Origin of the sequence: Pseudoalteromonas sp. M58 (assembly GCF_042604605.1) — a bacterium.
In the GTDB taxonomy this organism is placed as follows: domain Bacteria; phylum Pseudomonadota; class Gammaproteobacteria; order Enterobacterales; family Alteromonadaceae; genus Pseudoalteromonas; species Pseudoalteromonas tetraodonis.
The window spans coordinates 268,055-292,510 of the sequence record NZ_CP152390.1; the positions used below are offsets into that span (position 1 = coordinate 268,055).

Below are 24,456 nucleotides of genomic sequence, written 5' to 3' on the forward strand. Positions count from 1 at the left end.
ATTAGTTTGCTAAGCTTAGGCTACAGTTAAAACAAAAAAAGTAACCTAGTGTATGTTCAACATTGTTAAGAGTATTCGCAAACGTTACCGTTGGGCTTTAGTTGCTATTGCCTTGTTGGTCAGCGTATCTGCATTACTGATGCAATACTTCTTTTCAGTGCAAAAATACGATGCAAAAATTATCAATATAGCTGGCAAGCAACGTATGCTTTCGCAAAAAATAGCTTGGCATAGCAATGCATTAATTAATCAAACGGATAACCACGCACAACATCTTCAATCGTTAAAACACTCCCTTGAGTTATTTGAACAAGCCCATGAATATTTACTCACTAAGGATGAACAAGGTGACGCAGTTTGTCTAAATACACCTTTATTTGATTTATATTATGCCCCCCCAAGCAACTTAGATGCAGAAGTGTTGGCCTTTATAACGCAAGCTAAAAATTTGGTTTCTCGAAAGGAGCCTATTAATTTGGCTTCGTTTTCTGTGAGCGAAGTTGAAGCATTACTCAAAAAATTAGACACTGCGGTGAGCTTATTTGAGCAACAAGCGGTAAAAAAGGTTGATTGGATCTCTAGTATTGAACTGCTTTGTTGGTTTTTTACTCTGGCATTATTGTTTTTAGAACTTAGATTTGTGTTTATGCCGATGGAAAAACGAGTTCTGCAGACCTTACAAAAGTATCAACAACAAAAAGAATTTGCAGAGCAGGTAAGTAATAACAAAGAGCACTTTATTGCACGAGCCAGTCATGAATTTAGAACCCCATTACAGGGGTTAATTACCTCGATCGATGAGCTAAGAATTCCCACTTCACAGCAGGATATACAGCGCCAAGCTCGGTATTGCTCGGCGAGGTTGTTGGCGATGTTAGATGAATTACAAGATTTACAAGCGCTGAGTTTAAATCGTTGGTCGTTAAACCCGACCTCTGACAACTTACTAACCACCATAAATAAAGTGTTAGTTGTGTATGAATATGGTTGTACTGAAAAAGGGTTAAAGTTAATCAGAGAGTTAGCAGCGAGCTTAGACTGCGCGGTGATTGTAGATCATGCACGCTTACAACAAATAGTTAATGAGCTACTTAGTAATGCATTAAAGTTTACAGAGCAAGGAGAGGTAAAAGTCATCGCTACGCTCAACAATAACCAACTATCGCTGAGCGTCGAGGACACCGGCTGTGGCTTTGATCACCTTATCGAGCAATTAGAATTAGACAGCACTGAGCAAAGTAACCATTTTCAAGGACTCAGAACAGGCCTTGCCCGTGTACAATATATTGTTGATGCCTTTAAGGGCGAGATTCGTTTTGAAAATAATCGTCAGCAAGGGGCATCTGTATTTTTAACATTACCATTAGAGATGGATACTACTTTAAGCAAGTCATCGTCAATGCCTGATAACTTACATTGTTTAGTCGTTGAAGATAACCCACTTAATATGCTGGTACTCACTAAGCTATTAACTGCATTGAACATACACGCTGAATGCGCTGAGAATGGCAAAATAGCGTGTGAAATGGTCGCCAAAAAATCTTATGACGTCATCTTTATGGATTTAAATATGCCGGTTATGGATGGGTTTGAAGCCACTAAAATCTTGCATGATAACGATAAAACACTGCCGATTATTGTGGTTACCGCAAACACCTCTGATAGTGATCTTGCTCGCGCTAAAGCTTGTGGAGCAATAGGTCATATTCATAAACCCATAGATCAGCAAAGTATAATCGCGGCGCTAAACGATGCTTTTCTACCTGAGGTTGATTAAATCTCACTTGCTTAATTATTCCTTATTACGTTAGTTTGAGTTTTTAAGCTCTGTTTTGGGATCTAACGTGCGCTCAATTTTACTACAGCAATTTAGTGGTTATTTATCTACCGATGACAGTGAACGGTATTATATCGACGATTTAACTTGGCAAGTAAAGCAGGGTGAACATTGGGTCTTACTCGGGGGTAATGGTGCTGGAAAATCAGCACTCGCAGCAGCGTTAATTGGTGAAGCAAAACAACAAAGCGGGCAACGTCATAGTACCTTTAACAAGCTACAATTAGTGTCAAGTGATCTACAAAAGCAGTTACTTAATACGCATCGTAAAAGTGAAAAGCCACAAAAAGTAACAGACATGCTCTTTGCTGAGCCTCAAATAAATAGCGATTTATGCCAACTGTTAATCACCGCTTTTAATTTTGATGCCTTACTTAATCGTGATTTTACTGATTTATCTACTGGCGAAACGCGTAAATTATTATTAATTAAAGCGCTATCTGCTAACAGTGATTTAGTTGTGCTTGATGAACCATTTGATGGCTTAGACTCTGAATCGGTTGGGCAGCTCAACCGCCTATTACAGCAGTTGAGCGCACAAACCTGCTTTGTGTTTGTGCTAAACCGTGTTGACGAAATTCCAGCGTTTGTTGATCACTTTGCTTATGTGAATAATGGTCGTTTACAACATAGCTTGGCAAAACCGTGTGCAGCAAAACAAGCGGATTTATTCAAATTACTTCATTTAGAGCATACATCATTAAGTATTCCCGGTGCGCCTGAGCGCTGTTTTAAATCAGCGACAAACATGCCACTTGTTAAGCTCACTAATGCTCATGTGCGTTACAGCGAACAAACAATTTTTGAAAATTTAAACTGGACGATTAACCAATATCAGCACTGGCAACTCACCGGGAAAAATGGCTCAGGTAAAACTTGTTTATTAAATTTAATTACAGGTGATAACCCTCAGTGCTATAACAATGAGATTGAAGTGTTTGGTTTTAAGCGTGGCACAGGGGAGAGTATTTGGGATATAAAACAGCACATTGGTTATATTTCAAATACGCTACATTTGCAGTATCGAGTGAGTATTTCGGCGCTTAATACTATTATTTCAGGGTTTTTCGATAGTATAGGTTTATATCAACAAGCCAGTGAGTTACAAACGCGTTTAGCTAAAGAGTGGTTGGCACTAATAGGTTTAAGTGACAAAACAAATAGCGCTTTTACCCAGCTATCGTATGGCGATCAGCGACTATTACTGATTGTGCGCGCAATGGTTAAACATCCTGCTTTGCTTATTTTAGATGAGCCATGTTTAGGGCTTGATGAGGCAAATCGTCAACGCGTTTTACTGCTGATTGAAAAGGTGTGTGCTGCAAAAACGAGTACCGTTATTTATGTAAACCATCATGCAGCAGATACCATTAAAGGGATTGAACACACCTTAAAAATGGAAGATTTTAAACCGGCTCACTATGGGCAACAAGCTGCTCATAGTGAGACGCTTATATAAGCTTGTTTATAACTGAGTAACCTTAAACCCTTGGTCGCGAAGTTGTTTAATTAAACCATGCTGCTCAACTAAGTGCAGAGCACCTACCGCAATAAACACCTTACCTTGTTCAAGTTTAGGCGTGAGCTGAGTGACCCAATTATTATTGCGCTCAATCAGCATCACTTGCTCGCTTTGTTGACCGTATTGGCTGTCATCAAAACTGGTGTGGTAATAGCTGGTTAGGGTTTGCATATCGCCCTTTTTCCATGCATCCACTAGGGTGATAAAGTAGGTATTAATATCGCTTAGTTGCTCAAAAGTTTCTGCCATCATGGCATTGCTTAATGACTCTAAGCCATTAAACATCTGTAGTTGTTGCTCTATGGTTTCAAGCTCCGCAATGTTAATACTGTGCTTTTGCGCGTACTCGAGTATTTGCTTATCGATGCCGTTTTTATCAGAATAGCCCGCGTTTTGAAACTCAATTTGCATCATGGTCAACATGACAGCCCAAGGTTTAAAACTGTTGAACATGGCAATATCAATCGATTTTTTAGCAAAGTAGTCTTTGAGGAGTTGATAATTTTTTTCTGAAAGCTCGCTCTGTAGCGTACGCCCGTTAGTAAGCAGCATAAACGGCATAGAACGTTGTTGCATTTGTAATGGTGATAGTTTACTTATATCCACTTCAACAACAACTTGATTACTGTCATCCAGTGCGTGAGTCACTTTTTGTGGTAGCCCTTTCATGCTGGCATCACCCACATGCACGGTGCCAAATAAATACGAGCTAGCGCCTTGTTTTTCTATTTTGAATAGAGCCGGTGCTGCATAGCCATTGACGCTAAAGGCTAAAAGTAATAACACCATAAATAAATGACTAATACGTAATGACACGTTCATAAAATCCTATCCAAGTTTAAGTCGTTTTATAAATACTAACTTAGTTTACTTTATAGGTAACGTAAAAATGCCTGATTAATCAATCAGGCATTTTTCGGTGTTATTGATACCAATTATTGCTGTAGGCCATGTTGCCATAATTAGCCAGCGCACGAGCTTGCTTGATGAGTGCGCTATCGTTATGTTTGGGGTGTAATTGCTTATTTTTATAAATATAGGTGGTTGCCGGTTTATCTGGCTGCAAAATAACAACGTTATCATTTTGCATGTAAGCAAAGTTTTTATCGTACTGCATCATTGCACGCTGCTTATTTTTGGCCACAGGGCGAGTGAGATCGTGACCAATCATTGGGTGTTCACCGCTGGCGCCAATAAGCGACAGTAAGGTGGTAGGAATATCCAACTGACTGGCTAATTGATGATCGCGTTTGGGCTTAATACCGTTTCCAAAAATAACCGCAGGAATTCTAAAGTGATCAATAGGTACAAGGCTGGAACCAGACACGCGTGAGTCGTGATCAGCAATCACTATAAACACAGTATCGTCCCAGTAAGATGACTTTTTCGCCTTTTCAATGAATGTGCCTAGGGCATAATCTGCATATTTAGCTGCGTTATTACGGCTTTGCTTTGGTTGCTCAAACAGGGCTATTTTACCGTCCGGAAATTCATAAGGGCTATGATTAGAACTACTAAAAATCAGACTAAAAAATGGCTTTTGCTGTTGTTGTAATTTATTCAGCTCTTTATCTGCTTGAGTAAATAAATCTTCGTCAGATGCGCCCCATGAACCATTAAAGTTAATGTTATCGAAGCTTTCACTATCAACAATATCACTAAAGCCGTTACCCAAAAAGAAGCTACGCATGTTGTCAAAGTGACTTTCTCCACCATAAATAAACTGAGTATGGTAGTCCTGCTTTGCTAAAAAACTAGCCAAGGTAAAAAAGTCACGTTGTGATTTATCGAGTTTTACAACCGCGCGTGAGGGAGTCGGTGTAAAACCGGTTATAACTGCTTCAATACCGCGTACAGAGCGAGTGCCGGTAGCGTATAAGTTATCAAATCCCCAGCCCTGTTGATAAAGTGCATCTATATTAGGCGTTAAGGGTAAGCCACCTAAGGTACCTACATAACGAGCGCCCAAGCTTTCTTGCAGAATAATAACCAGGTTTTTCTTTTTACCTTGGTAGCTTGCCTGATGAAAAGTGCGGGTAGGGGCATTTGGATTATTAAATATTGCTTGAGGATTTTGCATGGTACTGCGTACTGTGGCGAGTAACTCCTCTTGAGGGACCTTGCCATAATATGCCTGACTTGATTGCTCATTGGAGAGCTGTTTTAACGCAAATGCTACGCTATATGATGAATTAAGCGTGAGGTCATTCAGCAAGTGGTCGGTCGAAAATGCCACCATAGCGGGGTTTAATGGACGATGGCCTAATGAATTTCGAGCGCCTAACAGTGTTAGGCTACATATAATAACAGCTAATAGTGATAGTTTTATTGCCCCTAGGGACGAGCGGTTTTGCCATTGCTGAGTAAGAATTTTGTTAGCAAATTTAATGGTGAAAACGAGCGCTAAAACAGCGAAGAGGACTTCGAGTTTGTAACCTGAAAAAATCATTTTAGAGACTTCTTTAGGATAAATAAGGTATTCAATAAATAGGCGATTAGGGCGTAAGTCGTATTCGTTAATAAACGTGGGTGTAATAACCTCAAAAAACACTAACATTGCAGCCATTATTACTAAATACCACTTTACGACTCCTCGAATATAAGCAGTTAATTTGAGAGCATGTGCTGCAAGTGTTAGTAACAAAGCGGGGGTTATGATGTAGCATAATGTTGCTATATCAACACGTAAACCGCCTACAAAAACAAAGTGCCAGGCGCCTTCGGTAAATACACGGCCACTTTGCCACAAACTTAAACCTAATCGCGCAAAAGTTAGCAAGCATAGGAGTGCGAAAAAAAATACCGCTAAAACCCACAATGGCCCCAGTACTTTTTTAGTGCTACTGATTAAGTCCATAGCACAGACCACCAAACTAAAATAGCAATAAGCATGGCGATAAAGACACTGGCGGATGCAATATCTTTAGCTAGGCCTGATAGTTCATGATATTCGCTACCGATGCGATCAACCACCACTTCGACTGCGGTATTGACCAACTCAGCAAATAACACAAACAATAAGCTGGCAATCAAGATTAATTTGCTACTTAAAGTAATTTCTTGCAAGCAGGCAAATACGCCTAGCAAACTAAATAAAACCAACTCTTGCTGAAAAGCAGCCTCAAATCGGCTCATCCATTTTAGGCCGTTAAATGTATGGCTTAAGGTAAAAATTAGGCGCATTAGGCCTTGGCGTTTTATAACGGTTTTATTATTCATATTTTAGTTTCGCTATGGTTAATCGTTTGACATGACGCGAGTAAATCTTCAGAGGTTTGGTAGGTTTTACTCGCAACACCGGTTAAGCTTAAAAGGGTATGAAAAATAGCATCGTGTGATTGCGCTAAAGTGCTATTTAAGTTGTTTAGACACTTGGCTGTAATGCGCTGATTATGCTCATCAGCCCAGATGTAAAGAGGCACATGGGTTTGAGCTGTTGGTGCAAATGCATAGGGAAAGCCATGTAAGTATGCGCCATTTTCACCGAGCGACTCGCCATGGTCTGACACATACAGTAACTGCTTATCAATATTAGCTGGCAGTGCCTTTAACTGTTCAATAACTTGAGCGTTGATAAAATCACTATAAGCAATTGTATTATCGTAGGTGTTAACCAGTTCTTCAGCGCTACAGTTTTGAATATCGCTGCGGTCGCAGGTTGGACTAAACTGTTTAAATTTTTCAGGGTAGCGCTTAAAGTAAGTAGGGCCATGTGAACCCATCATATGCAGCACTATAACCGTATTAGCCTGACTCAAATTGGCAAGCTTGTACTTTAAAGGGGCTAGTAACGCTTCATCAAAACAGTATTTACCATCACATAGTTCAGATGCTTTGGTATCAATATTAATGGTAGGTACGCGCGTGCAGACGTTTTTACAGCCACTGTTATTATCAACCCACAAGACATCTGCGCCTGCTTGTTGTATCAAATCAATTACGTTTTGCTGGTTATCACTGTCTAAACGAGAAAAATTGGCATGAGTTTGCAGTGAAAACATACATGGTACTGACACTGCTGTGGCCGTGCCACACGACGATACGTTATCGAAATAAGTGACATTATGTTTTTGCGTGTATTGGTTGGTATTACGCTCATAGCCTTGGTAGGAAAAATTTTCAGCTCGAGCGGTTTCACCTACCACGATAACAGTAACTCGTGTTGTGCTTGGCGATGCTAAAGTTGGCGTGGTATCAATATTTTTAAATTCAATATCGCTATAAAGTAACTGGTCACGGGCGTATTTGTAGCCACTAGAGAGATATTGAAATGGAATAATTTCTTTTTTAAGAATACGGTTATTACGACCCGTTGCCGCGTAATCGGCGTAAAAGTTAACGACCACTAATGCAATCAGTGCAAAGCTTGCTAAAAGCAGTTTAAGACGGCTAATAACTTCTTTGTATGGGCGAGCGCAGTTTATTTTTATTCTACTCAAAATAAAGACAGGTAATGCGGCAAAAAGCAGTAAAAAGCCAACAAGTTGCAGGTTTAAATAGCTTAACGCTTCACTAGAGTCAGTTTCGACGGTGTTTTGTATCATGGAATAATCAAACACCACACCATAGTTCAATGAGCCATATAACGCCGCACTCGAGAGCACTAGCAGCAAGTAGTTAATGGGTTTTAGTATTCCCCGAATAGAAACCACTGAAAAGAATATGATTAGCAAACAAATCAGTAGTAACGGCACAGAAAACAAAAATAGCCATGAAAATGTGTGCAACGAGGTAATAGCGCTAAACGCACCATGCATAAATGGAATATTAATAACTAAGCCGTAATAACAAGCCATAAAAATAATGAATGCATTAGCACTGCAATTAAAATAAAAGCGTTTTTTAGTATTTTCTTGCGGTTGCTTACTGAGTTTGAAAGTTGGGTTCATAACACGCCTCTTTTTCGTGAACGTTGTTATGCTAGGCTGCCAGACTTAAGAAACTCTTAAGAAATCGATTTATTTTAATTTTGTTAGATAAAAATGAGGTGGCTTACTAAAAATTAATCAAACCAGAATTCAGTGTTATAAGAATAGTGAATTTCCTGAGTTGAAATGAAGGGATAAAAAATCTATTTAACCTGGTTTAATTGAATTTTAAAACCTGAGTAAGCGTGTTTTTATAATTATTTTGAATTGAATTTGGTGTTGACTTACCGCCCTGAGCGCGGTACTAATATAAAAAGACAGCGAAACAAGATGTTCGCAATGACTAAATCTTAAATGGTACTGAATTTTATGCTTAAAAATGCACTTAACCTAGTCCTGATTATTATCGTGGTGATTATTCCTGCGAGGGCTTCGTAGTGCTTTAAAAAACTAAGCATTGAAAAGCCCTCCGCACTTAACCGTCCGGGGGGCTTTTTAGTTTTAGAGTTAAATTTTTAATGGGTTGTCACACAGGAATGAGGATTTACTAATGACAGGCGCAGAACTAACAATCGATTTACTCGCCAAACACGGCGTAGATGAAGTATTTGGCTACCCAGGTGGTGCTATTATGCCCATTTACGATGCCTTGTATGGTGCGCCTGTAAAACATTATCTTACTCGTCATGAGCAAGGTGCAGGGTTTGCCGCCGTGGGCTATGCACGCAGTACTGGACGTTTAGGTGTGTGCTTGGCAACATCAGGCCCTGGAGCTACTAATTTAATTACCGCATTGGCAGATGCCATGATGGACTCAGTGCCTTTACTTGCTATTACAGGGCAAGTACCAACCGCCGCTATTGGCTCTGATGCTTTTCAGGAAATTGACGTGCTTGGCATGTCGCTTTCGTGTACTAAACACAGTTACATGGTTGAGCGAGCAGAAGATTTAGCCGAAATATTACAAGAAGCGATGCATTTAGCACAAAGCGGCCGTCCAGGCCCCGTTTTAGTTGATATCCCCAAAGACATTCAAATGGCGCAGGTGCCTTTTAAACCTTGGTTAGCGGCAGATGAATACTTACCGCAACTTAATTTAAACCAAGTTGCTATCGCCAATCAATTACTCAGTGAAGCCAAGCAACCCGTAGCGTATGTTGGTGGGGGCGTTCATGCCGCTGATGCGCAAAATGAATTAATGCAATTTTTAAATAAAACGCAGATGCCTGCGGTTTCAACCCTTAAAGCATTGGGCAGTGTATTACCTGATTACGAATATGATTTAGGCATGCTAGGTATGCATGGTGGTCAAGCCGCTAATTTAGCGGTGCAAGAATGTGATGTATTAGTGTGTATTGGTGCTCGCTTTGATGACCGTGTAACAGGCAACTTAGCTAAGTTTGCTGCAAAAGCAAACGTGATTCATTTAGACATAGATGCAGCCGAGGTCGGTAAACGTAAACCCGCAAAGGCTTCTTTAATTGCTGATTTAAAAACCTCACTTCCCGCCCTTGAGTGCGTCGTTACGCCAAAAGCGTGGTGCGATCATAATAAACAAATGATGGTTAAGCATGCATGGCGCTACGACTATCCTGGTGAAAAAGTATTTGCCCCTTATTTACTTAATCAACTAAGCCAGCGTATGCCAAGCACCAGTGTTGTTTGCTGCGATGTGGGTCAGCATCAAATGTGGGTTGCGCAGCATATGAAATTTAACCATCCATGCAACCACTTAAGCAGTGGCGGTGCAGGCACCATGGGATTTGGTTTACCTGCGGCAATCGGCGCACAAATAGCGAGAAAAGATGACTTTGTGATCACCGTATCAGGTGATGGCTCAATCATGATGAATATCCAAGAGCTTGCCACTATTCGTCGTAATAATTTACCAGTAAAAATACTGATACTTGATAACCAGCGTTTAGGCATGGTACGCCAATGGCAGGAGTTATTTTTTGAAGGGCGCTATAGCGAAACTAACTTGTCAGATAACCCTGACTTTGTGCAGCTAGCGGCTGTTTTTGGTATTGCGGGGCAAACGATTACTCATGCCAACCAAGTGGATGATGCAATTACAGCCTTATTAAATAGTGATGGGCCTTACATTGTTCATGCTTGTATTGATGATAAAGAAAACGTATGGCCACTTGTTCCACCTGGGGCTGCTAACGATGAAATGATGACGGAGAAAGCACAATGAAACATAGTTTAACTATTGCCTTAAAAAGCCAAAGTGTCGCAATCGAGCGCTTTTTACGTGTCGTGCGTCATCGTGGTTTTGATTTAACTCACTTGCAGCTCAATATGGACGATGGCCAATATAATATGGCCATGACGGTTGATAGCGATAAACCAATTTATTTGCTTACCAGTCAACTAAATAAATTGGTTGATGTGAAACATGTCAAGCTGCAAAGCTTACAGCAACAAGCTGTATAACAAAAAATTTAACAGATTTTACGAGTAACTGTTCACGTGGTTACTCATCAATTTTAAGAATGAGGAATGCCCGCATTTATTGCGGCAAATACTGAGGTAACTATGGCTAAATTAAGAAGTGCAACGACTACTGAAGGACGTAAACGCGCAGGCGCAAGAGCATTATGGCGTGCAACAGGCATGACCGACACCGACTTTGGTAAACCAATTATTGCTGTGGTTAACTCATTTACACAATTTGTGCCGGGGCATGTGCATCTTAATCAGCTCAGTGAACTAATGGCTGAAACCATCACCCAAGCGGGCGGTGTTCCAAAAGAATTTAATACCATCGCCATAGATGACGGTATTGCCATGGGGCACGGCGGTATGCTTTATTCACTGCCATCGCGCGATTTAATAGCCGACTCGGTAGAGTACATGGTCAATGGCCATTGTGCTGATGCGATGATTTGTATCTCAAACTGCGACAAAATCACCCCTGGGATGATGTTAGCGGCGCTGCGTTTAAATATACCGGTTATTTTTGTATCGGGTGGCCCTATGGAAGCGGGTAAAACTAAATTAGCCAATATCGATATTAAACTCGATTTAGTAGATGCCATGGTTAAAGGTGCCGATGAATCGGTAAGTGATGCCGACTCAGAGCAAGTTGAACGCTCTGCATGCCCTACCTGTGGGTCGTGTTCAGGGATGTTTACTGCCAACTCAATGAACTGTTTATTAGAAGCAATAGGCCTTGCGCTGCCGGGTAACGGTACCACGCTTGCGACCCACAAAGACCGTAAACAATTGTATGTTGAAGCAGGTGCTCGCATCGTTGATTTATGCCGCGAGTATTACCAAAAAGATAACCAAGACGTACTGCCTCGTGCCATCGCTAATAAAACCGCATTTATGAACTCTATGGTGGTTGATATTGCCATGGGCGGCTCATCAAATACGGTATTACATTTACTCGCAGCGGCACAAGAAGCTGGCGTTGATTTTGATATGTCACACATTGATGAACTTTCACGTAAAACCCCGTTTTTATGTAAAGTTGCCCCAGCTACCGCGCAATACCATATTGAAGACGTACACCGCGCTGGTGGCATGATGGCCATAGTACGCGAGCTTGGTAAAGCCGGCTTGGTTGATTTATCGGTTAATCATGTTGCCGGCATGACCATGGGTGAGCTGGTAAAAAAATGGGATGCAACGGATCCTAATAACGAAGTGGCGCGAAAGTTTTACCGCGCGGGTCCCGCTGGTATTCGTACTACTAAAGCCATGAGCCAAGATTGCCGTTGGGACGAAGGGGATAATGACCGTGAACATGGTTGTATTCGCAGTGTTGAACATGCATTTCGTCAAGATGGCGGTCTGGCGGTACTTTCAGGTAACTTAGCGGTTGATGGCTGTATTGTTAAAAGTGCCGGCGTTGTCGATGAAATGCTGCACTTTGAAGGCACAGCTGTTGTTTATGAGTCTCAAGATGACTCTGTAGAAGGGATTTTAAATAGCGAAGTAAAAGCCGGCGATGTAGTTGTAATTCGTTACGAAGGCCCTAAAGGCGGCCCAGGCATGCAAGAAATGCTATACCCAACCAGCTACTTAAAATCAAAAGGTTTGGCAGAGCAATGTGCATTAATTACTGATGGGCGTTTTTCAGGTGGTACGTCAGGTTTATCGATTGGCCATGTGTCTCCCGAGGCAGCCAGCGGTGGCGCGATAGCTTATGTTGAAAATGGCGATAAAATTATCATCGATATCGCTACTCGAGAAATCACTTTAGCATTAAGCGATGAGGAACTCGAAGCTCGCAGGCAAAAACAATTGGCTCGTGGTAAACAAGCTTATAAGCCGCTTAACCGCGATCGTTATGTGTCATCTGCGCTTAAAGCGTATGCGCTACTAGCAACCAGTGCCGATAAAGGTGCGGTGCGTGATTTAGCCAAACTGGAGGAGCTTAGTTAGGTATGGTTTCTCAAGAACTCGATTATTTTCGCGCTATTATCCAAGCCAATATGGAGCCTTTAGCTAAGGTGACTGAGGTGAGTGAAATGGCCGAATTGAGTGCACGATTAGGTAATCATGTTTGGTTAAAGCGTGAAGATCAGCAACCGGTGTACTCGTTTAAATTACGCGGTGCTTTTAATAAATTAAATAAGCTGCCAAAGGGCTCGGTTGTGATCACCGCATCGGCAGGTAACCATGCTCAAGGGGTGGCGCTGAGTGCTTCACACCTAGGGCATAAAGCCACTATTGTCATGCCCGTAACCACGCCTGAAATTAAGGTTAATGCGGTAAGAGCATTGGGCGGGGAAGTCGTGTTACATGGTCATCAGTTTGATGCCGCAAAGGCTTATGCGCTTGAATTAACTGAGCAGCGAAACGGCGTATTTGTCCCTCCATTTGATGACCCCGATGTCATTGTTGGTCAAGGCACAGTTGCCCGTGAACTAATGCAACAGCTGAACGACTTAGACGTGGTATTTATTCCTGTTGGCGGCGGCGGATTGCTGGCGGGTATGGCGGTATACATTAAATCGCTGCGCCCAGATATCAAAGTGATTGGGGTCGAGGCTAATGAAAGCGCTTGTTTAAAAGCTGCCATGGAAGCGGGAGAGCCTGTAGAGCTAGAAAGAGTAGGAAGCTTTGCCGATGGTGTTGCCGTAAAAATAATTGGTAGCGAAACATTTAGACTGGCGCAAAAGTTTTGCGATGAAGTGGTGACCGTGTCAGATGATGAAATATGTGCTGCCATGCAAGATATTTTTGTATCAACCCGTGCTATTGCCGAACCTTCAGGCGCACTTGCAACTGCAGGGCTTAAAAAATGGTCTCAGCAGTCGGGTTTAAAGGGGTTAAACTTAGCGGCTATTTTGTCTGGTGCTAATTTAAATTTTGATCGCTTACGCTATGTAGCTGAACGTACTGCATTGGGTGAGAAGAACGAAGCATTATTAGCGGTAACAATTGATGAAAAACGCGGTAGCTTTAAACAGTTTTGTGCCTCTTTAGGTGGGCGCGCTATTACCGAATTTAACTACCGATATGCGGGGCCTGGCGAGGCGCAAATTTTTGTTGGTATTGCACTGCGCCAAGGATTAGCAGAACTTGAGGAGCTTAAACAAAGCCTAACCGATAATGGCTATTCGTTTTGCGACTTGTCAGATAACGAATTAGCAAAACTTCATGTACGGTATATGGTTGGTGGTAAAGCGCCAGAGCAGCTACATGAACGCTTACTGCGGTTTGAGTTTCCAGAGTACCCAGGTGCATTAGCGCGCTTTTTAGATACACTGGGTAGTAATTGGAATATCACTTTATTTCACTACCGTAATCATGGCGGTTCAACGGGTAATGTATTGGCAGGTTTTGCTATTGAGCCAAGTCAATATGAGATGTTTAATGAGCACTTAAAACGCCTAGGTTACAGTGTTCAAGACGAAACCCATAACCCGTGTTTCACCCAGTTTTTAACCACACAACCTCAAGCAGAAAAGCTTGAAAAGCTCGCCTTAGCATAATCCTATTTTAAGCAGGCATCTTCTGTGGATGCTTGCTTTATCAGCTGCTTTACATATAGTTACGTTAATCACTACGTTTTTTGGAAACTCTCTTTGTTACTTAAAGGAATGATAATTAGCGCCTGCCTTTTTTGTAGCCAGTTAATGGCGCAGGAATCAGTCACACTACAATTAAAGTGGACACATCAATTTCAATTTGCGGGTTATTATATGGCTCAGCAAAAAGGGTATTATGATGAGGCCGGTTTAGACGTTACTATTGTGCCTGCAGATCAAAAACGACCCAATAGTTTTGGCGCGGTAGAGCGTGGTGAAGCCCAGTTTGGGGTTGCGCATTCTGGTATTTTACAGCAGCGTATTGCAGGTAAACCCTTTGTCGCCATGGCTGCCATATTACAGTTTTCTCCTTATTGCTGGATGGTCAAAGAAAGCTCTGATATTTTTCATGCCCGTGATTTTGTCAATAAACGTGTAAGTGAAGTGAGTAAAGAGAGCAATTCTGAGTTGTTAACTATGCTCAAGCGCAGCGGTATAAATATCGAAAAGTTGGCTATATACAAAGGCGATAAATTACAAAAAGCATGGATGGAAAATAAAATAGATGCCATCGAAGTCTATGTTACCGACTTACCTTATTATATGGATCAGCAAGGTATTGCTCATCGACTTATATGTCCACAACGTTATGGTATGGACGTATACGCAGATATTTTATTTACCAGTGATAACATGATTAAGTACCACCCCGATACGGTAGAAAAGTTTTACCAAGCGAGTTTAAAAGGGTGGCGTTATGCGGTAATGAATATGGATGAAGCCATCGCCATTACTCAGCAGTTTTATGCCCCTGAGCGTAGTTTTCATCAATTAGCTTATGAGGCCGAAGTGCTAAAAGACTATATTGCGCCGCCAAGCACCAATGTGGGTAATATGTCGATGGCCAAATGGCGTTTAATTGCTGATTTATATGAGATTGACCAAACAAAGTTTGACGAAGTAAAAGCCGATTTTATTTATAAATATAAAAAACAAGAAACGTTGCAGCTTTCTTGGATGCTGATTGCGGCCATTATTATTAGTATTATTTCTATTCCCCTTTATTTACGGTTAATGTTCAAAGCACGCTAATGGCTAATTTAACCAATAGAAAAGGTGGGAAAGTTAAGTAATCCCCTTGCTCTGCGAGGTTAAAAAAATAACCGCTTAATTAGGCGCGAGTGTACTGGTATAATTTATTGCCTTTTTAATATTTTAAGCTGTTATGACCTTAACTGAGCAATTTACTGCCCTCGATTCGTTACTGATGAATACGCGCTCGTATTGGCAATGTACTGCGTTTGATTTTGACTGTTTACCGTGGCCTGAATTACACGACCCCCTAACTGCTTTAACTGATCAGGACGTTGCTGAGTTAGATACTGATCAAGCGCAACTTTATCAGTTTTTTTCACCTTACATACCCGGTATTGAGCAATTAAGCCAATTAGCTTCACTCCCTGTCATAACAAGCAGTCGAACGGATTATCCGTTTTGGATTAGTAACGGTATTAAAGGACGAAAGTTTACACAGCTACAAGACTTTGTTGGTGCGCTACCTGCCAATGATCAGCCTATTTTAGAGTGGTGTGCAGGCAAAGGCCATTTAGGACGAATGTTAGCTTTTAATGGTGCGCCGAGCGTGCACAGTATTGAGCTACAATCTCACTTATGTGAGCAAGGACAAAAAAGTGCGCAGCAACAGGGGCTTGCTATGCAATTTAGCCAAGCTGATGTACTCACAGATAACACTCAGGGTTTTTTTAACCCACAAACCCATGCCGTTGCTTTACATGCCTGCGGTGCGTTACATCAAACTTTTATGCATCAAGCCAGTGCGGCCAAAGTAACACAAATTAGTTTTTCACCTTGTTGCTATCACTTGTTTACCGAGAATAATTATCAAGCAATGAGCGAACAGGCGAAGCGAAGCGCGCTTAATTTAACTCATCGAGATTTAAAACTCGCCTTGCAAGAAACCGTCACGGCTCCATCGCGAGTGGGCAAAGTACGAAAAACAGAAGTTGAGTGGCGACTCGGGTTTGATGCTTTAAGAAAGTCACTCACCGGTGAGTCGGCGTATGTTAGTGTGCCCTCAGTGAATAAAGCAATATTTTCAGATTCGTTTGAATCATTTTGTAAGTGGGCGGCAGATAAAAAAGCCTTAAAACTGCCAAAAGATATTGATTACAATAAATTTTTATTGATTGGGCAGGCGCGAAAAAAGATAACCGAGCGAGTTGAACTGGTTCGACATGTGTTTAGAAGAGCAATAGAAGTTTGGCTTGTGCTCGATCGTGCTTTATATTTGCAACAGCAAGGCTATAACGTCAGTGTTAGTACATTTTGTGAGAAGCAATTAACACCCCGTAATATTTTAATTTTAGCCAGTTTAACGCCCTCGACCTAAAAGAGATGTAATGAGAAATTTAAATAACCTACTAGAAAATAATAAACGCTGGGCATCTAGAACGAGCGAAGCTAATCCCGAATTTTTTAAAATTTTATCGATGCAACAAAATCCAGAATATTTATGGATTGGTTGTTCTGACTCACGAGTTCCTGCTAATCAAATTGTTGATTTATTACCAGGTGAATTGTTTGTGCATCGTAATGTTGCCAACGTGGTAGTGCACACAGATCATAATTGCTTATCGGTTATGCAGTATGCGGTTGAAGTATTAAAAGTTAAACATATTATGGTTGTTGGCCACTACGGTTGTGGTGGTGTACAAGCGGTATTAAACGAAGATCGCTTTGGCTTTATTGATAACTGGCTACGCCATGTTGGTGATGTAAAAGAAAAGCATTTAGAGCAACTTAATGCTCTACCAGAAAAACAGCGTCTTGATCGTTTAATTGAGCTTAATGTGATTGAGCAAGTGCGTAACGTATCGCGCACTAGCATTGTTCAAGATGCTTGGTTACGAGGTCAAGAGCTCACTGTGCATGGCTGGGTATATGGATTAGAAAACGGTCACTTGCATGATTTAGAGTCGGTAGTTAGCTGCGCTGAAGAAGAATGCACTAGCTATAAAAAAGCAGTACACCATGTACTGAGCAAGTCAGCGGGTAGTCACGCTTAATATGGCTAAAACGGCGTTAATAATCGGCAGTACCGGCTTAGTGGGCAGCCAGTTATTACAACAGCTGTTAGCATCTCCTTGCTATACGAAAGTAGTGAGCTTATCGCGCCGCCAATTAGACTTTTCTCATCCTAAATTAACTAGCCATGTTATTGATTTTGAGAACCTGACACATTACGTTGAGTTATTCAAAGGTGACGTGTTTTTTTCCTGCTTAGGCACCACGTTAAAGCAAGCTGGAAGCGCAGCAGCACAGCGTAAAGTTGATTTTGAATACCAATTTATTTGTGCGCAAATGGCGGCCAATAACGGTGTTCCTCATTATTGTTTGGTGTCATCAAGTGGCGCAAATGCGCATAGCATGAGCCGTTACCTAAAAATCAAAGGGGAACTTGAGCAGCAGGTAAAGCAGCTTGGTTTTTCGCGCTTGAGTATATTGCAACCGTCTTTGTTAGTCGGCGAGCGATCAGAGCTTAGAATTGCAGAAAAGTTAGGTGAGGTGGTACTGCCACTGTTAACGCGTTTTGGCATCTTCAAACGGTATAGACCAATAACCGGTGAGCAAGTAGCTAATAAATTGCTAAGGGTGAGCATAGAGCAGCAACAAGCAACGGGTTACTATGTGCTCGACGAGCTATTTGAATAACTGAGTGATTAGCGCCATAAAGCAGGTTCGTCTATGGCGTTATATTTATTATTCTGCGTCTGTTTTTGCCGATAATTGCTGTTCAAGTATCGCTACTTTTGCTTCTAATTCAGTTAGCTTTTCACGGGTGCGGATCAGCACTTGGCTTTGAATATCAAACTCTTCACGGCTTACAAAGTCCATTTCGGCAAGCTTATTTTGTAACACTTGCTTGGTTTTACCTTCAAGTGTATCAGCCAGGTTTTTTACACCTTGTGGCATGTTATTAGTGATCTGTTTCGCAATTTCTTCAAGTTTTGCTGGGTTAATCATAGTCGTCCCTTGCCTGTTGCCTAAAATGATAATAACTAATATTACCTTATTGGCTAGGCGTATTGTAGTGATTACGTTAAAATTGCCCGTCTTTTTGCAATCAGCTAGTCGTTATGAAACTCAATCCTAAACAAGATGAAGCGGTAAAGTACATTAGTGGTCCTTGCTTAGTATTAGCCGGCGCAGGCTCGGGTAAAACACGAGTTATCACCAACAAAATTGCTTACTTAGTACAGAAGTGTGAGTATCAAGCGCGTAATATTGCGGCGGTTACCTTTACCAATAAAGCGGCTAAAGAAATGCGCGAGCGGGTTTTGCAAACCTTAGGAAAGCAAGAGTCAAAAGGTTTATGGGTCTCTACATTTCATACACTCGGGCTTGAAATCATCAAAAAAGAGTTAAAAATACTCGGGTTCAAACCTGGTTTTTCGTTGTTTGACGACCAAGATACGAATCAATTACTTGCTGATTTAACCGAAGATGAGCTTAAAAAAGACAAAGACTTACTTAATCTACTTAAAATGCAAATTGGTAGCTGGAAGAATGAACTCATTTTACCAGAGCAAGCTATTCGCGAAGCCAGAGAGCCACAAAAAGCCTTGTTTGCTCAGTTATATGCGCGTTATCAAAATCAGCTTCGCGCTTATAATGCACTCGACTTTGATGATTTAATTATGATCCCCACGCTGCTTTTAAGCAGTAATGCCACATCACGTGAGCGTTGGCAGCAGCGTTTTCGGTATTTACTGGTGGATGAATACCAAGATACTAATACCAGCCAATACCAATTAGTAAAATTGCTGGTTGGTGAACGTGCACGCTTTACTGTGGTAGGAGATGACGATCAGTCAATTTACTCTTGGCGTGGTGCTCGCCCACAAAATTTGGTGTTATTAAGTAAAGACTATCCAGGATTAAGATTAATAAAACTAGAGCAAAATTACCGTAGTGCAGGGCGCATTCTTAAAGCGGCTAATATATTAATTGCAAATAACCCCCATGAGTTTGAAAAAAAGCTCTTTAGTGAACTTGGCTATGGTGAGCAAATTAAAGTCATTGGTTGTCGCGATGAAGAGCATGAGTCTGAGCGTGTGGTTGCAGAGATTATTTCTCATAAGTTTATGAAGCGCACCAGCTATAAAGATTACGCGATTTTGTACCGGGGTAATCACCAAGCGCGTGGTTTTGAAAAGTCGTTAATGAGTAACCGTATACCTTATAAAATTAGCGGCGGGATGTCGTTTTTTTCACGTTCTGAAATTAAAGATATCATGGCTTACTTACGTCTTTTAGTGAACCAAGATGATGACAATGCCTTTTTAAGAATCGTGAACACGCCACGGCGTGAAATAGGCACGGTGACGCTTGAAAAACTAGGCACCTTAGCCAATGAAAAACATCAAAGCTTGTTTGCCACCTGTTTTGATAACGACTTAGGATACAGACTAAAAGGACGTGGTTTTAATGCGTTAGCTGGGTTTGCCCGTTGGGTGGTTGAGCTGTCGGATAACGCAGTACGCAGCGATACCTTAGAAGCGGTCAAAGATTTAGTGCGAAATATTAATTATGAAGCCTATTTATATGAATCATCACCGAGTGCCAAAGCCGCCGAAATGCGGATGAAAAATGTCTCGGAGCTGTACCGTTGGATCACCGATATGCTGACTGGCGATGCCGATAATCCGCCAATGACGTTAGCTGAAGTGGTTAGTAAATTGACCCTGCGCGATATGCTAGAGCGTAACGAGGAAGAAGATGAAGCAGATGCAGTACAATTACTTACGCTGCATGCTTCAAAGGGACTCGAGTACCCTTATGTATTTATGGTAGGCATGGAAGAGGGGCTATTACCACACCAAGTAAGCATTGATGAGGATAATGTAGATGAAGAGCGCCGCCTTGCCTATGTAGGTATTACCCGCGCGCAGCAAGAGCTAACCTTAACGTATGCTAAAATTCGTCGTCAATTTGGTGAAACATCGCAAACGGAGCTCAGCCGGTTTGTGCAAGAGCTACCACAAGATGACTTAGCCTTTGAAAACAAAAAAGCGCCTAATACTCAAGCTGAACGCATGGAAAAAGGCCAAGCTCGGGTTGCAAATTTAAGGGCAATGCTAAAAAAACCACAATAGCATGTGTTTAGCGTTATTTTGATTCTGAGCTTATAAGTGTTGAACGTATCGCGCTTTTAAGTGGGTGCTGTTTGGCAACAAACAAGTTCAAGCCATGCTTATCTAAAAGGGCTCTGAAGTTTAATATTGACGGGCCTTTAGCAATCACTTTAATGTGTTTAAGTTTAGTGATAGCCAGCAAACCTTGTAGCTGCAAGTCATAGCATTCCTGCTGCAATATTCGTTTACTGAAAGTGGAGCTTAATAGTAAGTAATCAAATTCTATCTCGGTCACTAAATTAAGCTCGCATTTATCCTTTGCGAAATTATTTAGACCAATAGAGTAGCCCAGCGCTTTAAGCTGTTTTAAGTTTTCTAGTTGCAGCGCACTGGCGTAACGTAATTCTTGATCATCAAACAACAAACAAAGTGGATCAATGTTTAATGGCTGCTTTAGTGCAGCAGTTAATAAAGAGAACTCATGCTTTTCTAAAAGCAGACTTGAGCAAGGCAGAAGAGCAACGCTTATTTCAGAGTCTTTCGCTTGTTGATACGCTTGTAAAATCAGTTGGAGTTCTACTTTTATATGCTGTTCTTTATCACTTGCAAATTTCTTTAAAATATCAAAACTAGTAAAGCCAAGTACAGGGTGTTCACCAAACGCTTCAAATAATGAGGCATATTGATAATGCTCATCCATAGAAATAATATCTGAGCTACGAAACGTCATAGGTAATACATCAAGATGGTGCAATGTTTGTGACTCATGTTGCAGCATTGGCTCTGTGAGTAACGGGTGAAATAATTCGAAGCGATTTTTACCAGAGTTTTTAGCGTAATACATTGCGGCATCAGCATCTCTAATAATTTCATCTGTATGTTTATAGCTTTGTTTTGAATAAGTGATACCAATACTCGCGCCGCTTTGCACACAAATACCTTTTGTACAAAAAGGTTTTCGCATGATGTTGATGATTCGATTTGCAACATCTTCAGCTTGGTTTGGCTCGGTTAAATGAGTGAGTAAAATTACAAATTCATCTCCCCCTAAGCGTGCTAATAAATCATGCTCACGGATACATTGAGAGAACAACTGACCCACGCTAATTAAAAATTCGTCTCCGGCATGGTGCCCAAGCTGGTCGTTTATATCTTTAAATTTATCAAGATCAATAAACAGTACCGCAAAGTGCTCATCAGGGTGACGTTGGTAAAACTGTAGCGTTTTTTCTAGCTGCGTTAAAAATAAATTACGATTAGGCAAGCTTGTTAATGAGTCATGGTGCGCATCGTGATACAGCTGCTGCTCTATTTTTTTACGCTCATCAATTTGCATCTGTAAATGCAAATTTGCTTGGCTTAGCTCTTTGGTTTTTTCGTTTACTCGAGAAGCGAGCTCTTGGTGGCTCTTTTTCAGCGCCTGTGAGGCTAATTTTGTTTGTAATACCGTGGCAATTTGATGCGATACAAAGGTTATGAGTTCTGCATCATCTTGTGTGAAAAGGTGTTCATTATTATAAGCTTGGCAAACAATTAAACCTATAACTCCTTGCGATGTTTTTAGCGGAGCGCCAAGCCAGCTGGTGGCTCTTCTAGATTCATCAATTGGTTTTTCACGCTCTACAATGCCACTATCTAATAACTCTTGTGCTCTTTGCGGGTGAATTATTTGTGTTTCTTCGGTGCTGATCACCAGCTCACTGTACCCTTTTGCAAAGCGCCTTGGTTGGGTGCTGCCTTGAAATTCGTCAACACTGTAAGGAAAACTAATCCAGCCCGTTTCTTTATCATACAAGGCAATATAAAGATTTTTTGCGTAAGTGATGGTTTTTATTATTTCGTGTATTTGAAAATAAGCATCATCTAGGTTTTTAGCTTGAGTTGTCAGCTCTGAAATTTTAAATAATATTTGCTGGCGTTGCAGGGCGCTTTTTCGCTGTTGTATTTCAACATTTAAAGCATCATTGCTTTGCGTTAATGCACGGGTTCTTAGTTTTACTTCTGATTCGAGCAACTCTCGTTTCTTAACGCGTTCAATAGCTGTCGCTAAATAAAGTGACATTGCTTCAAGTAGGTTTATTTGTTGCGAACTATAACCTTGCTCAGTGTCGTAACTTTGCGCTGCTAATACGCCAATAATATTTTTTTCTTGATAAACTGGAACGCCTACCCAGTGTTCTGCAGGTGTACCTAATGCTTTGAATAAGCCTTGCTGTGCAGCATCATGCATTTGTTGCTTAGTGAAATAAGTGGTCTTTCCTTGCTTAAACACATAACCCGTTGCGCCTTCTTCAAAATTATTCTCCCGATTAAGTGGTACAGAAATTCCATCTTTTTCATCAGAAAAATAAGACAGTTCCAACTGTTGTGATTGCGGCTCAACAAGCACCACATAAAAGCTTTTACTCGGGACATACTTTTGTAAAATGTCATGAATAGCTGGGTAAAGTAAGGTTAATTCGGCAACAGTACTTGCTTGCTCTGATAGCTGTATCAGGGCATTGTGGAGGTGGTAGGCATGTTTGTACTTTTTCAATAGTGCTTTTAGTCGTTTATTTTGGCGCACTACGCTACTCGGTACAATGAGTTTATCTTCCAATGATGTTTAACCAGTTATAATTTTTTGTATAGTTATTAATCATTATAGTTCCACTTTTAACATTTTGCGTCAAGTAGATATTTATCTTAATTATGCTGCGAAAAATCGATAATTAGAAACAAAAAAGGCTTACTGTGAGTAAGCCTTTCATTTATAGTTTTAGCCTGACTGATTTTATTTAGCAGTCATAAAGTCGATTGCTGCGCTTATTTCATCATCAGAACAATCCATACATGTACCACGTGGCGGCATTGCATTGAAGCCGTTGATTGCATGATCTAATAAGGTATCTTTTCCTTTAGCAATACGAGGAGCCCAATCGTCAGCTGATTTAGGAGCGCCTAAAGCACCTGTACCATGACAAGCAAAACAGGCCGCTTGATATACTTGCTCGCCTGAACGAGGCCCTGTTGGTGCAGCAACCTCTACTTTTTCACCTTCAAGGTAAACAGCACCGATAGGCGCTAAACGTTTTTTAATTGCATCTTCAGTCATAGAGTTATCATATGGCTGTGCGTATGCGGTGGTTGCTAGCACAAGTAATGCTGCAGCTGATAGTTTTTTCATTTTGCCTTGCCCACTTCAATTTGAACGTGATCAATCACGATTTTAAATGACGGAATTTAAACCAATTATAACTCCACTAAGTCATTTATAAAATGCTCAGAGTCGATTTTATTTAGAAATACGACTAATGATTGTCTTAACTCAATAAAATTACATGGTTTAGCGCATAGTTAAATTATAAAACGGGATCATCACGCCTTTAATGCGATCAAAGCCCTTACGACTAACTCATAGCTAATACGTTACGCACTAACTTATCGATTCCTGCATCTGCATCCATAATAGACTGTGCCAACATATAGGCCGGTGTCGTAACGAGTTTATTGCTTTTATCAATAACAATATCATCCACTTTACACTCTACGTGTTCAGCGCCTAATGTGCTAAGAGCCTCGGCTGTGTCGCTATCATTACCAATAGTAAGCTGAGGTTTATGATAAATAAAAGGCAATAGAGCCGGTGCAATACACATGTAACCCGTGGCTTTTTTTGCATCCGCAAACGCTTTACAAGCGCTAAGTACTGCCTCGTTTACTTTAGCGTTAGTGCCATTAATAGCAAAGTCAGATAGATTTTTAGCTACCCCGAAGCCCCCAGGGATAATGAGTGCATCAAATTGTGTAACGTCTAATTCAGCGAGTGACTTTATATTGCCACGGGTGATGCGAGCTGATTCAACTAATACATTTCGCGGCTGTGCTATTTCTTCACCAGTGATGTGATTAATGGTGTGGTACTGCTCTATATCAGGTGCAAAGCACTGATACTGAGCATTATTTTTTTCAATGTGTAATAAAGTCAGTACCACCTCATTAATTTCACTACCATCAAACACACCACAACCTGCTAAAATTACAGCTATATTTTTCATATCATTTCGCTCCATTAAAGTCTCTTAAATAAAGTTTAACACGATGA

General features: G+C 41.0%; 19 protein-coding genes. 11 read left to right on the forward strand and 8 right to left on the reverse strand.

Annotation, left to right across the window (positions count from 1 at the left end; translation table 11 throughout):
- The first annotated feature begins 52 nt into the window (after positions 1–52).
- Together AAGD16_RS01245 and modF are read left to right on the forward strand one after the other, a co-directional pair.
- Positions 53–1,777 (forward strand): response regulator, encoded by a 1,725-nt coding sequence (locus AAGD16_RS01245; protein ID WP_013463855.1) that lies wholly within the window; start codon positions 53–55, stop codon positions 1,775–1,777.
- A 67-nt stretch (positions 1,778–1,844) separates the two neighbouring features.
- Positions 1,845–3,296, forward strand: a complete 1,452-nt coding sequence (gene modF, locus AAGD16_RS01250) for a molybdate ABC transporter ATP-binding protein ModF (protein WP_013463856.1) — start codon at positions 1,845–1,847, stop codon at positions 3,294–3,296.
- Positions 3,297–3,302: 6 nt separating this feature from the next.
- Here the strand turns inward: modF and AAGD16_RS01255 are convergent, their stop codons facing one another.
- The 4 genes from AAGD16_RS01255 to AAGD16_RS01270 all read right to left on the reverse strand — a co-directional run bounded on the left by AAGD16_RS01255 (position 3,303) and on the right by AAGD16_RS01270 (position 8,248).
- On the reverse strand, positions 3,303–4,181 hold the full coding sequence (locus AAGD16_RS01255) for a TraB/GumN family protein (protein ID WP_013463857.1): 879 nt from the start codon (positions 4,179–4,181) through the stop codon (positions 3,303–3,305).
- Positions 4,182–4,281: 100 nt separating this feature from the next.
- Complete coding sequence (locus AAGD16_RS01260; protein ID WP_013463858.1) at positions 4,282–6,216, reverse strand: LTA synthase family protein; 1,935 nt, start codon at positions 6,214–6,216, stop codon at positions 4,282–4,284.
- Entirely contained in the window at positions 6,207–6,578 is a 372-nt protein-coding gene (locus AAGD16_RS01265) for a diacylglycerol kinase (protein WP_008112748.1), read from the reverse strand. Before AAGD16_RS01265 ends, AAGD16_RS01260 begins: the two co-directional genes overlap by 10 nt.
- Positions 6,575–8,248 (reverse strand): phosphoethanolamine transferase, encoded by a 1,674-nt coding sequence (locus AAGD16_RS01270; RefSeq protein ID WP_096038094.1) that lies wholly within the window; start codon positions 8,246–8,248, stop codon positions 6,575–6,577. The genes AAGD16_RS01265 and AAGD16_RS01270 overlap by 4 nt, the downstream gene beginning before the upstream one ends.
- Positions 8,249–8,777: 529 nt before the next feature.
- On the opposite strand from AAGD16_RS01270, the gene ilvG reads away from it, so the two are divergent.
- The 8 genes from ilvG (at position 8,778) to AAGD16_RS01310 (ending at position 17,949) form a co-directional block, all read left to right on the forward strand.
- Positions 8,778–10,427 carry an acetolactate synthase 2 catalytic subunit gene (gene ilvG / locus AAGD16_RS01275; RefSeq protein WP_024602119.1) on the forward strand — a complete coding sequence of 550 codons (1,650 nt, stop codon included), beginning with the start codon at positions 8,778–8,780 and terminating at the stop codon, positions 10,425–10,427.
- Positions 10,424–10,666, forward strand: coding sequence for an acetolactate synthase 2 small subunit (gene ilvM, locus AAGD16_RS01280; RefSeq protein ID WP_024602120.1), 243 nt, complete (start codon positions 10,424–10,426; stop codon positions 10,664–10,666). Before ilvG ends, ilvM begins: the two co-directional genes overlap by 4 nt.
- Before the next feature lie 102 nt (positions 10,667–10,768).
- The gene (gene ilvD, locus AAGD16_RS01285) at positions 10,769–12,625 is read left to right on the forward strand and encodes a dihydroxy-acid dehydratase (protein WP_377114746.1); all 1,857 of its coding nucleotides are present in this window, start codon (positions 10,769–10,771) and stop codon (positions 12,623–12,625) included.
- A 2-nt stretch (positions 12,626–12,627) separates the two neighbouring features.
- On the forward strand, positions 12,628–14,181 hold the full coding sequence (ilvA, locus tag AAGD16_RS01290; RefSeq protein ID WP_377113156.1) for a threonine ammonia-lyase, biosynthetic: 1,554 nt from the start codon (positions 12,628–12,630) through the stop codon (positions 14,179–14,181).
- Between the two features lie 144 nt (positions 14,182–14,325).
- Positions 14,326–15,309 carry an ABC transporter substrate-binding protein gene (locus tag AAGD16_RS01295; RefSeq protein ID WP_368485250.1) on the forward strand — a complete coding sequence of 328 codons (984 nt, stop codon included), beginning with the start codon at positions 14,326–14,328 and terminating at the stop codon, positions 15,307–15,309.
- Between the two features lie 133 nt (positions 15,310–15,442).
- Positions 15,443–16,627, forward strand: coding sequence for a methyltransferase (locus tag AAGD16_RS01300; RefSeq protein WP_377113159.1), 1,185 nt, complete (start codon positions 15,443–15,445; stop codon positions 16,625–16,627).
- A gap of 10 nt (positions 16,628–16,637) precedes the next feature.
- The gene (can, locus tag AAGD16_RS01305) at positions 16,638–17,303 is read left to right on the forward strand and encodes a carbonate dehydratase (RefSeq protein WP_215521903.1); all 666 of its coding nucleotides are present in this window, start codon (positions 16,638–16,640) and stop codon (positions 17,301–17,303) included.
- Between the two features lies 1 nt (position 17,304).
- Positions 17,305–17,949 carry an NAD(P)H-binding protein gene (locus tag AAGD16_RS01310; RefSeq protein WP_028834472.1) on the forward strand — a complete coding sequence of 215 codons (645 nt, stop codon included), beginning with the start codon at positions 17,305–17,307 and terminating at the stop codon, positions 17,947–17,949.
- Positions 17,950–17,997: 48 nt separating this feature from the next.
- Here AAGD16_RS01310 and AAGD16_RS01315 read toward each other — a convergent pair whose 3' ends face one another.
- Positions 17,998–18,261 carry an accessory factor UbiK family protein gene (locus AAGD16_RS01315; protein WP_008112735.1) on the reverse strand — a complete coding sequence of 88 codons (264 nt, stop codon included), beginning with the start codon at positions 18,259–18,261 and terminating at the stop codon, positions 17,998–18,000.
- A gap of 113 nt (positions 18,262–18,374) precedes the next feature.
- Here AAGD16_RS01315 and rep point away from each other — a divergent pair, with 113 nt between their 5' ends.
- A complete protein-coding gene (gene rep / locus AAGD16_RS01320; RefSeq protein ID WP_377113164.1) occupies positions 18,375–20,393 on the forward strand; it encodes a DNA helicase Rep in 2,019 nt (672 codons plus the stop codon).
- Positions 20,394–20,406: 13 nt separating this feature from the next.
- On the opposite strand, the gene AAGD16_RS01325 is transcribed toward rep, so the two are convergent.
- The 3 genes from AAGD16_RS01325 to elbB form a co-directional block, all read right to left on the reverse strand.
- Positions 20,407–22,971, reverse strand: a complete 2,565-nt coding sequence (locus AAGD16_RS01325) for a diguanylate cyclase domain-containing protein (RefSeq protein WP_013463870.1) — start codon at positions 22,969–22,971, stop codon at positions 20,407–20,409.
- Between the two features lie 174 nt (positions 22,972–23,145).
- Positions 23,146–23,538 carry a cytochrome c5 family protein gene (locus AAGD16_RS01330; protein ID WP_024602126.1) on the reverse strand — a complete coding sequence of 131 codons (393 nt, stop codon included), beginning with the start codon at positions 23,536–23,538 and terminating at the stop codon, positions 23,146–23,148.
- A gap of 223 nt (positions 23,539–23,761) precedes the next feature.
- Positions 23,762–24,409: an isoprenoid biosynthesis glyoxalase ElbB gene (gene elbB, locus AAGD16_RS01335; RefSeq protein ID WP_171040101.1), complete on the reverse strand. Its 648-nt coding sequence runs from the start codon at positions 24,407–24,409 to the stop codon at positions 23,762–23,764.
- Positions 24,410–24,456: the final 47 nt, after the last annotated feature.

Bases quoted from the DNA above. Each gene is read 5' to 3' on its own strand.
- AAGD16_RS01245 (WP_013463855.1), top strand. From the start codon at position 53: ATGTTCAACATTGTTAAGAGTATTCGCAAACGTTACCGTTGGGCTTTA.
- AAGD16_RS01255 (WP_013463857.1), bottom strand. From the start codon at position 4,181: ATGAACGTGTCATTACGTATTAGTCATTTATTTATGGTGTTATTACTT.
- AAGD16_RS01260 (WP_013463858.1), bottom strand. From the start codon at position 6,216: ATGGACTTAATCAGTAGCACTAAAAAAGTACTGGGGCCATTGTGGGTT.
- AAGD16_RS01265 (WP_008112748.1), bottom strand. From the start codon at position 6,578: ATGAATAATAAAACCGTTATAAAACGCCAAGGCCTAATGCGCCTAATT.
- AAGD16_RS01270 (WP_096038094.1), bottom strand. From the start codon at position 8,248: ATGAACCCAACTTTCAAACTCAGTAAGCAACCGCAAGAAAATACTAAA.
- ilvG (WP_024602119.1), top strand. From the start codon at position 8,778: ATGACAGGCGCAGAACTAACAATCGATTTACTCGCCAAACACGGCGTA.
- ilvM (WP_024602120.1), top strand. From the start codon at position 10,424: ATGAAACATAGTTTAACTATTGCCTTAAAAAGCCAAAGTGTCGCAATC.
- ilvD (WP_377114746.1), top strand. From the start codon at position 10,769: ATGGCTAAATTAAGAAGTGCAACGACTACTGAAGGACGTAAACGCGCA.
- ilvA (WP_377113156.1), top strand. From the start codon at position 12,628: ATGGTTTCTCAAGAACTCGATTATTTTCGCGCTATTATCCAAGCCAAT.
- AAGD16_RS01295 (WP_368485250.1), top strand. From the start codon at position 14,326: ATGGCGCAGGAATCAGTCACACTACAATTAAAGTGGACACATCAATTT.
- AAGD16_RS01300 (WP_377113159.1), top strand. From the start codon at position 15,443: ATGACCTTAACTGAGCAATTTACTGCCCTCGATTCGTTACTGATGAAT.
- can (WP_215521903.1), top strand. From the start codon at position 16,638: ATGAGAAATTTAAATAACCTACTAGAAAATAATAAACGCTGGGCATCT.
- AAGD16_RS01310 (WP_028834472.1), top strand. From the start codon at position 17,305: ATGGCTAAAACGGCGTTAATAATCGGCAGTACCGGCTTAGTGGGCAGC.
- AAGD16_RS01315 (WP_008112735.1), bottom strand. From the start codon at position 18,261: ATGATTAACCCAGCAAAACTTGAAGAAATTGCGAAACAGATCACTAAT.
- rep (WP_377113164.1), top strand. From the start codon at position 18,375: ATGAAACTCAATCCTAAACAAGATGAAGCGGTAAAGTACATTAGTGGT.
- AAGD16_RS01330 (WP_024602126.1), bottom strand. From the start codon at position 23,538: ATGAAAAAACTATCAGCTGCAGCATTACTTGTGCTAGCAACCACCGCA.
- elbB (WP_171040101.1), bottom strand. From the start codon at position 24,409: ATGAAAAATATAGCTGTAATTTTAGCAGGTTGTGGTGTGTTTGATGGT.